General features: G+C 42.8%; 9 protein-coding genes. 6 read left to right on the forward strand and 3 right to left on the reverse strand.

Annotated features, from left to right (window positions below; genetic code table 11):
* Positions 1-21 precede the first annotated feature (21 nt).
* Positions 22-2,010 (reverse strand): KUP/HAK/KT family potassium transporter, encoded by a 1,989-nt coding sequence (locus AC59IL_RS20265; RefSeq protein WP_496554014.1) that lies wholly within the window; start codon positions 2,008-2,010, stop codon positions 22-24.
* Positions 2,011-2,269: 259 nt separating this feature from the next.
* Between AC59IL_RS20265 and AC59IL_RS20270 the strand changes: the two genes are divergently transcribed.
* The 5 genes from AC59IL_RS20270 to AC59IL_RS20290 all read left to right on the forward strand — a co-directional run bounded on the left by AC59IL_RS20270 (position 2,270) and on the right by AC59IL_RS20290 (position 8,306).
* A complete protein-coding gene (locus tag AC59IL_RS20270) occupies positions 2,270-3,820 on the forward strand; it encodes a hypothetical protein (RefSeq protein WP_496554015.1) in 1,551 nt (516 codons plus the stop codon).
* Positions 3,821-3,832: 12 nt separating this feature from the next.
* Positions 3,833-4,825: a DUF6427 family protein gene (locus AC59IL_RS20275; protein WP_496554016.1), complete on the forward strand. Its 993-nt coding sequence runs from the start codon at positions 3,833-3,835 to the stop codon at positions 4,823-4,825.
* 185 nt (positions 4,826-5,010) lie between these two features.
* Positions 5,011-5,721, forward strand: coding sequence for a phosphoribosylformylglycinamidine synthase subunit PurQ (gene purQ, locus AC59IL_RS20280; RefSeq protein ID WP_496554017.1), 711 nt, complete (start codon positions 5,011-5,013; stop codon positions 5,719-5,721).
* A 69-nt stretch (positions 5,722-5,790) separates the two neighbouring features.
* A complete protein-coding gene (locus tag AC59IL_RS20285; protein WP_496554018.1) occupies positions 5,791-6,243 on the forward strand; it encodes a protein-disulfide reductase DsbD domain-containing protein in 453 nt (150 codons plus the stop codon).
* Positions 6,244-6,335: 92 nt separating this feature from the next.
* Positions 6,336-8,306, forward strand: coding sequence for a protein-disulfide reductase DsbD family protein (locus tag AC59IL_RS20290; protein ID WP_496554019.1), 1,971 nt, complete (start codon positions 6,336-6,338; stop codon positions 8,304-8,306).
* Between the two features lie 66 nt (positions 8,307-8,372).
* Here AC59IL_RS20290 and AC59IL_RS20295 read toward each other — a convergent pair whose 3' ends face one another.
* Both AC59IL_RS20295 and AC59IL_RS20300 read right to left on the reverse strand, forming a co-directional pair.
* Positions 8,373-9,197, reverse strand: a complete 825-nt coding sequence (locus AC59IL_RS20295; protein WP_496554020.1) for a hypothetical protein — start codon at positions 9,195-9,197, stop codon at positions 8,373-8,375.
* Positions 9,198-10,437: 1,240 nt separating this feature from the next.
* Entirely contained in the window at positions 10,438-11,019 is a 582-nt protein-coding gene (locus tag AC59IL_RS20300) for an RNA polymerase sigma factor (RefSeq protein ID WP_014223477.1), read from the reverse strand.
* Positions 11,020-11,283: 264 nt separating this feature from the next.
* Between AC59IL_RS20300 and uvrA the strand changes: the two genes are divergently transcribed.
* Entirely contained in the window at positions 11,284-14,097 is a 2,814-nt protein-coding gene (uvrA, locus tag AC59IL_RS20305) for an excinuclease ABC subunit UvrA (protein WP_496554021.1), read from the forward strand.
* The last annotated feature ends 215 nt before the right edge of the window (positions 14,098-14,312 follow it).

Genomic DNA, 14,312 nt, shown 5'->3' on the forward strand with positions numbered 1-14,312 from the left:
CTACAAACCAGAAACCACAAACTACAAACCACTCTCTTCCGGGTCAAACACTCTTTTCAAATTCAAATTAGGCACCGGTGCTACAATAAGCGGGAATTTTTCGATGGTAACGTTGCTCACGTCGAGGCCGAAACCGCGTTCTTCAGATAAGCTGTATTCTTTTACCGTGAAGTAAAGGCGCATGATCATTTTTTCGAAGAAGGGCAGTTCAATATCCTGGCTCAGGTATTTTTCCATCACAATAAACTGAAAGTCGCCCACCACATTGTTACGTTCGAGGCTTTCGTACCGGCTGGTTATGTTCACCTCTTTATTGGCAACCAGGTCGGCCACTACCTTACGGAACATCAGGTTGATCTTGGGCTCCATTCTAAAGCCCAGTCTGAATTCTACCCTGATGATATCATTGGGAATAATGTGTTCTACCGTGTATTCGCAGGTATACGGGTCGTCGAGCGTATCAACGTGCACAAACCAATAGATGTCGGCCCGTTTGGGTTTCTTATTCAGGATAGAATAAATGATCTTATGCTCAATTTCCTTGGGGTTATTGGCGCTGGTAAGGTATACCAGGTGTGTGGCGTATTTGGGAACTGTTTTATCGTTGCTCAGTTCCTGAATTTGTGGAATATAATGTTCGAGCCGTACAAATTCAACATAGCGGTTTTTGATCTTGCGGCTGCGGTACCAGATATACATTACAAAGAACAAAACGCCGCCCATGATAAGGGTAACAAAACCACCATGCGGGAATTTTTCGAGATTGGCAAACAGGAAGGATAATTCAATGGTTAAATAAACAATCAGGAATAAATATATCCATATTGGTTTCGCTCTTCGTGATACAAGGAAGTTGGCGAAAAGCATAGTGGTGGCAATCATGCACACAGTTATAGCCAAACCATATGCCGCGCCCATATTGGAAGATTTTTTAAAATACAACACAATACCACAACAGCCCAGGAATAATAACGTATTGATACCCGGAATATACAATTGGCCTCTTTCTTCGGTAGGGTAATTAATTTTCAGCTTCGGCCAAAGGTTCAGGCGCATGGCTTCACTAATAAGCGTAAACGATCCGCTGATAAGGGCCTGGCTGGCAATAATAGCCGCCGCCGTGGCAATTAAGATGCCGGGTATAAGAAACCAGCCGGGCATGAGGTTGTAAAATGGGTTAAAGCCGGCTTCGATCATTTGTTTCGTGATCTTTTCGCCCGAATGAGCCGAAAGCAGATAAGCCCCCTGCCCCAGATAGTTTAGGATAAGACATATCTTAACAAAAATCCACGAGTACCGGATATTTGCCCTGCCGCAATGCCCCAGGTCGGAGTATAGGGCTTCGGCCCCGGTAGTACAAAGGAAAACCGCACCAAGCAACCAGAATCCTTTGGGATAGGTTGTTAATAATTCAATAGCATAGTAAGGACTGAATGCTCTAAAAATATGCAGATCATCCAACAGGTGCGACGAGCCCAGCAGCGCCAGCATAAAGAACCAGCACATCATAATGGGACCAAACATTTTTCCAATAGAGGCTGTTCCAAATTGTTGCAGGAAAAACAACACACTCAAAATAGCAAGAACAATATATACGATAGTTGAATCTTCAATACGTCCCAGCGCCGAAATATTGCGCAAACCTTCAATAGAGGAAGTAACAGAAATTGGCGGGGTGATCATACCATCGGCCAGCAGGGCGGCGCCTCCCAACATGGCCGGCAATACCAGCCATCGTTTTTGGCGGCGAACCAATGCGTATAAGGAAAAAATTCCTCCCTCACCGCGGTTATCGGCCTTTAACGTTAGCACAACATATTTGAGGGTAGTTTGCAGGGTAAGTGTCCAGATGATGCAGGACAGGGAACCCAGAATCAGTTTTTCGTCAATTATCCGGCCGCTGATAATCTCATTCAGAACGTACAATGGAGATGTGCCAATATCGCCATAAATAATTCCTAACGCAATGAGTAAGGTGGCAACGGTAACTTTGTTAATTTGTTTGCCCACGGTAGTGTTGCTTATCCCGTTATCAAAGGGTTTTTTAAGTAAAATAAATGGCACCCCGCTTTAGCGGGGCGCCGGTACAAAGGTATACGTAAAAAAATTAATTATCCATTGTTTTATATTTACATTGTGCCGGCCCGACGTAAATTGTACCTATTTGGTTGCCTGTATATTCATAAAAATGAATGATTAAATTTCTGTCGAAATTTTGGGTAGGCGTTTTACAATCAGTAATTTGGCATATAACATGCATTGCAGCACCATGATGAAATTATGCAAAAAATACCTGCAGCAATTGCTGCTTGTGGCACTGTTGCAGGCCGTTTTTCCTTTTATCATTTCGGCCCAGAAAATCACCTATTCTGAACCGGAAAGGGAAGATAGCCGCCGTACCGATTTCGAGATCATCGGTAAAGTAGGCAGCAACACCCTCATATTTAAAAATAATCGCAATGATAATGCCATTAGTGTGTACAACAGCGAGTTAAAGCTGCTCGACCGCGTGAAGCTGGATTATTTGGACGACCGTTGGATTAATGTGGATTTTGTTCCTTACGCCGATCATGTTTGGATGATTTATCAGTTTCAGCGCCGCAGCATTGTGTACTGCATGGGCGTAAAGCTCGATCCCAACGCCAAACGCATGAGTGACCCAATTGAGCTCGACACTACCCGCATAGGCTGGGCGGCCAGCAATAAGCTGTATACTACCATTTACAGCGACGACAAGCAAAAGGTCATGATCTTTAAGATCAATAACCGCAACCCAAAAAACTTTCTGTTTACCACCCTGCTTTTCAACGCCGAATTGCAACTGCAGTATAAGCACCATATGAGCATGAATATGGAGGAGCGGAATGACTATTTTACCGATTTTTTGTTAGACAATGATGGCGATATGGTGTTTGGCAAATTCGTTCGTAAAAACGGCAGCGATTATATCAGCAACCTTCAACTGATCACCAAAAAAGCCGGCGAAGAAAGATTTTCGGTACGCGATTTAAATAAGCAGGACGAACGGGTGCTTGATGAGGTGAAGGTTAAAATCGATAATACTAACAAACGTTATTTATTTTCGGCCCTTTATTACAAACAAAAACGGGGTAATGTAGAAGGTTTGTATTCGGTAATATGGGATAAGGCCGCCGATTCAATTTATAAAGAAACCCTTCAGGTTTTTAACGACGATTTACGCAAGCAGGCAAAAGGCCCCGATGCCAACCTGCGCATTGCTTTTAATGATTATTTTATCAGCGACATCATTATAAAACGCGATGGGGGGTACCTTCTTACCGCCGAATCGATGTACACCACTTCGCGTGGAGGTACCTTTAACCGGTGGGATTACCTGTACTGGAACAATCCCTGGGCTTCTCCGCTCGATTACTACTACTGGTCGCCGTATTACAGTCCATGGCGATCGCCCTGGAACCGTTACGGAGGATCATCGGCTACCCGCTATCATGCCGAAAATATTATGGTGCTTTCATTCGATAAGGACCAGAACCTTGAATGGAGCAATGTGATTTCAAAAACCCAGTTCGACGATGAAACAGATGCCCTCGTTTCGCATTCTTTAATGAATACCGGAGGCGAATTACACTTTCTATTCAATTTATATGAGCGCCGTACGTTATTACTAAACGACCACAGCATTGGTCCCGATGGTAAAATTACCCGGCATCCTACGCTCAAGAACCTCGAAAGAGGGGTAGAGTTTATGCCGAGGCTGGGTAAGCAGGTAAGCGCAGGCTCTATGATTGTTCCCTGTCAATACCGAAACTATCTTACTTTCGCCAAAATTGATTTTTAAATTACTGTTTGAGTGACAGGAATATTTAAGCAAAAATCCTCCAGTAATATTCTGTTATTGCTGGTTTATGGATTAATATTAAAGTTCAATCGTCTTTTGAATCCTTTGGGTCCGTTACAACAACCCGAAGATCATTTCCTGTATACCTGGCTCATTGGCTTCATGAAGCCTTTGCATATGTCTCCGGTACTGTATGTATTAATGGCTTTTTTATTATTATACAGCCAGGCTTTGTTGTTTAACCGCATTTGCAACGAACAAAAGCTGCTGTCGAGGCCCAGTTACCTGCCGGCCATGGCTCATATGCTGTCGACCTCGCTTTTTGTTGATTGGAACTATTTTTCGGCGCCGCTGCTGGCCAATTCTTTTTTGATCTGGATTTATTACCGCATGACCACCCTGCCGAATATTCAAAAACCGGCTTCCGCCATTTTTAATATCGGGGTACTGATGGGTATTGTAACCCTGTTATACCGGCCGGCGGTTGTTTTTGTTGTGCTGGTATTGCTGGCCCTGTTTATTATGCGGCCCTTCAGGCTGCGCGAATGGGCTATTAATATATTGGGTATTACCATGCCGTATTATTTTCTGGCCCTGTTGTTATACCTCACCAATCAGTGGGACTGGAATAAAATAAAACCGGTTTTTAGCATTTCTTTGCCGGCCATTCCGTCTTCGATTGATATCACCATCAGCATCGTATTACTGATTGTACCGTTTATGATCGGCGGTTATTTTGTTCAGGCCAATCTTAATAAAATGTACATCCATGTACGAAAAAGCTGGAGCCTGCTGCTGTTATACCTCATTATAGCTATGTTGATCATTATGGCCGAAGGCAACAGCATTAATGAAAGATTTTATGTACGTTGGTTGCTGTGCTCGGTTCCCATCACAGCCTTTCATGCGGCTGCTTATTTTTATCCCAACTCGCGCCGTTTTCCCATGATTTTGCACTGGATATTGTTTGGGTATGCTATATACTTAAATTATTGGATAAACTGATATTAGAAGGCAGTGGGCAGCAGGCAATAGGCAGTGCAGGTTTCAGGTCACCGGTTGCCGGTTTCCTGTTCCCCGGTACCCGGAAACTGGTAACAGGTAACATTTGCACCTGTGAAGAACCACAAACCATAAACCACAAACCACAAACAATAACTATCTTTGCCCCTCATCTAAATACCCGCTAAATGAAATTTGGTGTTGTAGTTTTTCCCGGCTCCAATTGTGATCGCGATATGCAGGATTCGCTGCAAAATGATCTGAATCAGGAAGTAATCATGTTATGGCATAAAGAGAAGGATCTCAGTATGTTTTCAACTGATGACTGTATCATATTGCCCGGTGGTTTTTCGTATGGCGACTATTTACGCTGTGGTGCCATTTCAAGGTTCAGTCCGATGATGCAAAGTGTAATAGAATTCGCCCAAAAAGGCGGAAAAGTATTGGGCGTTTGCAACGGGTTCCAGATCCTATGCGAAGCGCATTTATTGCCCGGAGCGTTATTACGCAATGCCAATCAACAGTTTATATGTAAAAATGTGTATTTGAAGGGCGTTGGTTCACCCGATAAAGCGTTAAAAATACCAATTGCACATGGCGAAGGAAGATATTATGCCGATGAAGCAACATTGAATAAGCTGGAAGAAAATAATCAGGTGATATATCGTTATTGCGATGAAAACGGAAATATTACTCCACAGGCCAATCCCAATGGCGCCATTCGCAATATTGCCGGAATCTGTAATGCCCAGCGCAACGTATTTGGTATGATGCCGCACCCCGAACGAGCCACTTCCGAATCGTTGGGAAATACCGACGGTCGCATCATCATGCAAAACCTGATCATGAAGGCAACGGCGGGGTTTGTCACTGAAAAAACGGCGTTGATCAATTTTTAAAGAATTATTAGGATTATTTCTTAGACTTTTGAGACAGGAAAACTGTTTTAATAGTTAAACAAAAACAACATGAAGTCAACCCTACTTTCTCTTTTGGTAATGGTGATTGGTGTAGCGGCATTTGCACAATCAAGTAAAGAAGTAAAATGGACGTTTTCGGCCAAAAAAATAGCCGATAAAACGTACGAAGTTCATTTAACCGCAACAGTGAACGGCGACTGGCATATTTATTCGCAAAATGTAGGCGTAGATGGTCCGATTCCTACTTCATTTACGTTTACCAAAAACCCGTTGGTAGTATTTGACGGAAAAGTAGCGGAAAACGGAAAACTGATAAAGAAGAACGAAGAAGTGTGGGGTGGAGAAGTGCATTATTATGAAAAAACAGTTGATTTTGTACAAAAGGTGAAAATAAAAGGTGGCAAAACCAATCTGGCCGGCAAAGTTGAGTTCATGGTATGTAATGATGAAAAATGCCTACCGCCTGCCGAAACCAATTTTTCAGTTGCTATCGGAGGATAATTCCTGCATGAAAGTAAAATATCATAAAACGGGTTCTTGCTGAAAGAACTCGTTTATTTTTTTAAATATATCCAATTCATTAAAGTAGCGTGATGAAGCCGATTTTTACGTTGTTCGCTGTTTTGTTCCTGTTTTTTTCAACAACTGTTTCTGCACAGGACTCAAACGGAGTGAAGTTCTCATATTCGTACCAGCGTTTAAATGATAAAGAAGTTTTGTTAACTATACATGCCCATGTAAACGCGGGTGGTAAATTATATTCTGTAAACAAAGTTTCTGATGATGCTCTTTATTCTACAGTCTCTTTCGATTCAACGGTACACCCGCTGCTGAAAGGAGCACTTACTGAACAGGGATCGGTAAAAACAGAAAAAGATAGCTCTATTGGCGGTATTGAAGTAAAATTTGTTACAGACTCCCTTGTATGGCAGCAAAAAGCATTGTTGCCGGATACTACTAAAAAAAGTTTTGAAGGAAAGGTTACTTATCTCGTTAAATCGGGTAATGATTATAAATCAGGTGAAGAGGAATTTACCATAACGGTTATGCCAGGCAGCGGGGCTTCGAAAGATGGCGCCTATAAAGATGCAGATGATAAAAAGAAGATGTCAATGTGGTCTTTCTTTTTGGGTGGCTTACTGGCCGGGTTTGGCGCATTCATTATGCCTTGTATTTACGCTATGGTTCCTGTAACCGTAAGCTTTTTCACCAAACGAAGCACCAGTCGCCGGCAGGGAATTAAAAATGCGTTGATATATTCATTATCGATCATTTCAATTTTTACAGGAGCAGGCTTTTTAATAACTCTTTTGTTCGGGCCCGGCGCTTTAAATGCATTGGCCAGCAGCGCCTTTTTCAATGTATTCGTATTTCTGATGTTTGTGCTGTTTGGTATTTCGTTTTTGGGTGCCTTTGAAATAACGCTGCCTGCCTCGTGGAGCAATAAAATGGATTCAAAAGCGAACTTCAGCAGCTTTTCAGGTATTTTCTTTATGGCGCTTACGCTGGTGATCGTTTCGTTTTCGTGTACGGTACCGTTTATTGGCTTATTAACGGTATGGACTTCGAAAGGCGGTATGCTGGCGCCTTTGATCGGTTTTCTGGGCTTTTCTTTAGCCTTATCGTTGCCTTTTGCATTGTTTGCATTTTTTCCGGCGCTCTTAAATAAAATGGCCAAATCGGGTGGCTGGTTAAATACAGTTAAAGTAGCGTTGGGATTTGTTGAACTGGCTTTGGCCTTGAAGTTTTTATCAAGCGCCGACCTGGCCTATCACTGGCGTTTGTTAGACCGTGAAGTTTACCTGAGCTTATGGATCGTGATTTTTGGATTACTCGGTTTATACCTGTTGGGTAAACTGAAGTTTCATCACGATGATAATTTGCCAAAGAACGATTATGGTCATCCGTATTTAACGGTGACCCGGTTGTTTTTTGCTATTGCAGCATTAACATTTACCGTTTACCTGGTGCCGGGTTTATGGGGTGCGCCGCTTAAAGGCATCAGCGCCTGGTTACCCGAAATGCGCACGCAGGATTTTAATCTGAACAAAACGGTGGTACGTGAAGCAGAACCTGCAACCGGTGATCCGGCTATTCAACCGAAAAAATATACGGATATACTTGAGTCGGAAGTACCGGGTGTAAAGGCATTTTTCGATTATGAAGAAGCAGTGGCGGCTGCAAAGCAGCTGAAGAAGCCTTTAATGATCGATTTTACAGGGCATAGCTGTGCCAATTGTCGTAAAATGGAGCAGGAAGTATTAAGCGATCCTGAGATAATGAAACGCCTGCAGCAGAATTTTGTAGTGGTATCGCTTTATGTTGATGATAAGTATAAGCTTCCGGAAAATGAATGGTATAAATCGAAAGACGGATCGATGATAAAGAATCTGGGAACAAAGAACCTCGATTTTGAAGTGAACCTCACACAAAACGGCGCACAGCCGCAATATGTTTTTGTTGATGGAAATGGGATCCTCATTAAAAATGCAGGTGGCTATGTATCGGATATTCCCAGGTTTATTAAAATACTGGATGAAGTAAAAGGGGCTTATAAGCCGTAAAAAATATTTTTCAATAAAACAAAAGGGTGGACGCTTTTCAAAAAGGTGCCCACCCTTTTAGCTTTTTTACTGGCAATCGTAATAGTAATAACGGGCGTATCTGCTCGAATCTGTAGTGGGAGTATATGGCATCCAGGTAAAAACACTCTGTGCTACTCTGCCTGAATCTAATTTGTAAGTAATATAGTATCCCTCTCCGTCATATCCACCCGGATTGGTGGATGTTCTCTTTTTAAGCATGTTTTTATTGAAGGGAATGGTTTCCTCAAATAAACCCAGGGGTACAGTCCATTGGCTTATCAATGACAAGGTGATATTTATATTGGGAATAGTGTCGTATTCGTATGTTATTTTATTTTTCGAAATACCGCCCACGAAAATTTCTTTTGCAGTTATGTTGCCATTTTGAACCGTGTAGCGATACTCCACACTATCCCATTGACCATTCCAATAGGAACGTTGATACTCTATACATTTTTCGGGAATAGAAGTTGAGCCATATACATACCGTCTGCGTATTGAATCGGCAAATTTGAAACTGTACATGTTACTAACAAGACCATTGCCCGTGTATGTATAGGTTGCAGGAGCCCCGGGAGACGTTACCTGTATTAAACGGCCGGAATCATCATAGTTTAATAAATAGTCGTCATTCTCATTCCAATAAGGAATTTGAGCATTCACTTTTGTTAGTTTACCCGAAGCATCATATGAAAACGTAAAAATGGTGTCGGTGCCGGTTCCATTATGTATGCCCTGGATCATTTTAACCAGCTTGCATTTTTTGTTGACTTCAGTTGGCGTGTTTTCCGGGTCAGTCAGGGAATTATCATCACGCTGACAGGAAATAATAAAAAGCAATACCGAAAAGTACAGAAACTTTTTGTGCATATAATAGCATTGATTATGATTAATTCGCCTGTACTTTTTTCTGGTAATACTTTCTGGTTTATGCGCAGCAGGGAATGTAAAAATGCTGGTTATACTATGGTGGAAATTGAGAGGATAGTGGAATAGGCGGGCAAAGGTAAATAATAGTTGATATGTTTTAATGGAAATCAGGAAGCCAACGCTATTTCTTCAGCAATGATTAACGGGCCAGGTTAAAAATCATCGACACTGCATATTGGTGAACCTGCAGGCTGCATTAAGTTGTATGCACAGTGAGCTCAGGTTTCGGCTCGTTGAGTTGATGCTTTAATAACCTGAATTATTATTACTGCAATGCAAGTGTTAGCTGTTACCATTTGATTTAACCTCACTGCAACGCGCGTTTGGGGTGTGGTAAAGCTAATTGTAATTGCTGCATCTTGAAATGAGGATAGTGCATGTCAGTTAATAGCCATTGTATGGCGTGTTATAACCTCTGTCTTATCCTGCAGGAGGTAACACCCGGCGGGTTATTGGTACTAACGGCCTGGCCATATGAAAGGCCCGGCAGGTAAGGGGTATTACGCAGCTGGCTGTATGAAAAAAACAGCTGGTTGAATGATACAACCCGCCTGGCGAATGAAACACCCGGCGGGTTATTGGTACTACCGGCCTGGCCATATGAAAGGCCCGGCAGGTAAGGGATATTACTCAGCTGGCTGTATGAAAAAAACAGCTGGTTGAATGGTACAACCCGTTTGCGGAATGAAATACCCGGCGGGTTATTGGTACTACCAGCCTGGCCATATGAAAGGCCCGGCAGGTGAAGGGTACTACTCAGCTTGCTGATTCAAACACCCGGTGGGTCATAGTTAAAACTCAACATGCGGTATGAAAAAACAAACAGGTGAAATGATCAACCGGGCTTACAGTATGAAAAACCAGACAGGCGTAGGGTACAATTAAATTTGCGGTATAAAAATCAGGCAGGATGATTCAAACACCCCATCAGCAGGCGGGGACGGGCGTGTGGGGCGGGCATAAAAAAATCCCGCTCGGCCCGAGCGGGATTTCAATTAGGCGTCATTCTGTTCCAGCCTTCCGGCAAGCAAGCAATTCAGGAAAATGGGCCCGGATGGAGGGCCAGAATGACAATATTTTTTACTTGGTTTGTCAAATTTAATCAGCTTACCGTTCCCTTTTTTCGATGTGCTGTTAAATTTTTTCACAAAACACAACGTAAGTACCCAAAGTAAAAAAACTACAATGCGATCTTCTTTTGTAACATCATTTTGCGTAAGTTAATCAGGCCGTAACGCATTCTGCCTAAAGCAGTGTTAATGCTGCAATTGGTGAGCGCTGCGATTTCTTTAAAACTTAAATCGGCATAATGACGCAAAATTATCACCTCCCGTTGATCATCGGGTAACAGATCGAGCATCTGACGAACGCGGTCATAGCTTTGACGTTTCATCATTTTCTGATCTGCACCGTCTTCTGTGAAATTAATCACTTCAAATATATCCCTGTCGTCGCTGGTTTTAATGGCAGGGGTACGTTTTACTTTACGAAAGTGATCAACACACAGGTTGTGAGCAATACGCATTGCCCAGGGAAGGAACTTTCCTTCCTCGGTGTACCGGCCTCCGCGAATGGTGTCAATAATCTTGATAAGTACATCCTGGAAAATATCTTCTGCGAGATATTTGTCTTTCACAAGGAACAAAATGGAAGTGTACATTTTTTCTTTGTGGCGCAGGATTAATGTTTCAAGAGCATACAAGTCTCCATCCTGGAAGTCCTGGATTAATTCATGGTCTGTTTTTTTACGTAGTGAACTCATAAACTTCTACGGTTTTTGAAGGTGATAGGATATTTATTAAATGGATTTTTATTTTGAATGGTTTTTCTGAGTAGAAGTGTCCGTGTCGATAGGCGGTGTGATTTAGTTTTCAGTTTCGTTGTACAAATTACCAACTAAAGATAGAGACTTTTTTGAAAAAAGCAAACTTTATAGAATATTTAGATTTTTTTACCCAATAACCGCTAAAGAAACTATTTATTAAAAGCCCCCATAATGCAATAAATTTGTAGTCTTTTATTTTTTATGGCAGTTACAACAAGTAAAAACCCGGTAGCAGGCCCTGCGCCGAAAGCTTTAGATAATATATATATAAAGGGAGCGCGGGTGCATAACTTAAAAAATATATCGGTCGAAATACCGCGCAATAAATTAATAGTGGTAACGGGAGTGTCGGGGTCGGGGAAATCTTCTCTTACTATCGACACCTTATTTGCCGAAGGTCAGCGCCGTTATGCCGAAAGTTTGAGTGCGTATGCCCGTCAGTTCATGGCCCGCATGGTAAAACCCGATGTGGATTATATCAAGGGACTTTGCCCGGCTATTGCGATCGAACAAAAGGTAATTACCCGAACACCCCGAAGCACTGTAGGTAGCATGACGGAAATTTACGATTACCTGCGTTTGTTATACGCACGTACGGGTAAAACCATTTCCCCTGTTTCAGGACGTGAGGTAAAAAAAGATGATGTAAATGATGTAATAGGGGCCATCGCAGCTTTAAATACGGGCGATAAAGTGCTCATTCTGATACCGTTTAAACAGCACAAAAACCGGAAAGCGCAGGAAGAATTAAGCATTTTGATGCAGAAAGGCTTTTCCCGATTGTATAACGGCGAAATACTACGCATTGAAGAGTTGATGGATCCTTCGACTTCGCTCAGGACTGAATTTAAGCCTTCGGCCAATACCTATGTGCTTATCGACCGGCTGGTAGTAAAAGATTTTGATGAAGACGACCGCCATCGCATGGCCGATTCAATCGGCACCGCATTTTATGAAGGCGAAGGTGAATTGCAGCTCGAAGTGAACGGCAGCAAAAAATTACAATTCAGCAACCGCTTCGAGCTCGATGGAATGCAGTTTGAAGAACCGGTGCCCAATTTATTTTCGTTTAATAACCCCTTCGGCGCTTGTCCTACCTGTGAAGGTTTCAGCCAGGTGCTGGGCATCGACGAAGACCTTGTTATTCCCGATAAACGTTTAAGCGTTTATGAAGGAGCGGTAGCACCCTGGAAAGGCGAAAAGCTGGGGGCGTGGAAAGACCAGTTTATACGTGGTTCGCGTAAATTTAATTTCCCGGTTCATAAAGCGATCATCGATCTTACCAAAGAACAGTACAAAGTATTGTGGCAGGGCAATGAGTTTGTAAATGGCATCAACGACTTTTTTAAAGAGGTTGAACAGAATTTGTATAAAGTACAATATAGGGTTTTGCTATCGCGCTACCGGGGTAGAACATTGTGTCCTGATTGCAATGGGTATCGTTTACGCAAAGAAGCTTTGTATGTAAAAGTAGCTGATCGTCATATTGGCGAGTTATGCGAAATGCCGGTATCGGAGCTTACCCAATGGTTTGCATCGCTGCAGCTGAGCGATTACGACAAAAAAGTAGCCAAACGTATTTTAATAGAAATACATCACCGGTTAAAAACCCTGCTCGATGTGGGCCTGGGATATCTTACGCTGAACCGCCTGGCCAATTCGTTAAGCGGCGGCGAAAGTCAGCGTATACAGTTAACCCGCTCGCTGGGCAGTAACCTTACCAATTCATTGTATATTCTGGATGAACCTTCAATAGGCCTGCATTCGCGCGATACACAACGGCTGATACGGGTATTAAAAGAACTGCGCGATCTGGGCAATACGGTAGTGGTGGTTGAGCACGACGAAATGATGATGCGCGAAGCCGATTATATTATTGATATGGGCCCGCTGGCATCGCACCTCGGTGGTGAAGTGGTAGCACAGGGTAATTATGATGCTATTATTAAGAACGAAAAAAGTTTAACCGGCAAGTACCTGCGCGGCGATCTGCAAATTGAAGTGCCCCGAATAGTGCGTAAATGGAACCGGTCGGTAACTGTGGAAGGCGCCCGTCAAAATAATCTGAAAGATATTAACGTACAATTTCCGCTGAACCTGTTGTGTGTAGTAAGCGGCGTGAGTGGAAGCGGCAAAACAACGCTGGTAAAACAAATATTATATCCTGCGCTGAAAAAACTGAAAGGCGAACCTGTTGATAAATCCGGTTTGCACAAAGCTATCAGCGGCGATGTGGATTACATATCGCAGATTGAAATGGTTGACCAGAACCCCATCGGTAAATCGAGCCGCAGCAACCCGGTAACTTATATTAAGGCATGGGATGAAGTAAGGGACCTGTTTTCAAAACAACCCCTTGCCAAAATGCGCGGATTTCAACCCAAGCATTTTTCGTTTAATGTTGACGGTGGCCGCTGCGATACCTGTAAAGGCGAAGGCGAACAGATTGTTGAAATGCAGTTTCTGGCCGATGTGCATTTAACCTGTGAAGTATGTGGTGGTAAAAAATTCAAGGAAGAAGTGCTGGAGGTGACCTACAAAGAAAAGAACGTGTATGAAGTGCTGGAGATGAGCGTTGATGAAGCGCTTGAATTTTTTAAAGATGAAAAAGACATTGTTTCCAAAATAAAACCGCTGAGCGATGTAGGTTTAGGTTATGTGAAACTGGGGCAATCGTCCGATACTTTATCGGGCGGTGAAGCGCAGCGTGTAAAGCTGGCATCTTTCCTTGGCAAAGGCCGTTCGCAAGGTCACATTCTTTTCATATTCGACGAACCAACTACCGGTTTGCATTTTCATGATATTAAAAAGCTGCTTGCTTCTTTCAATGCATTGATCGAGCAGGGCCACTCCATTTTAGTGATCGAGCACAATACCGATGTGATCAAAAGCGCCGACTACATCATCGACTTAGGTCCCGAGGCCGGCGATGGCGGCGGCAGCCTGGTATATGCCGGCGTACCTGAGGGATTGAAGAAAGTGAAGGAGAGTTATACGGGGAGGTTTTTGGCGTAGCAGGAAGTAAGAAGCAGGAAGTAAAAAGTAAGATAATCGATAAGGGTGAGTTATTCGTTGAATGGCGGATGGCTCACCCTTAACTGTTTATTAATGTATGCATAACAGATAGGTAACATACTTAAGCGTTTAAGAACGTGTATGTTTATGCGGTACATATCCTACAAATTTAACAAGCACCTCAGGAGATAGAATAGTCGTTAGTGATATATTAT

The organism is Niastella sp. sgz303648 (genome assembly GCF_059587045.1).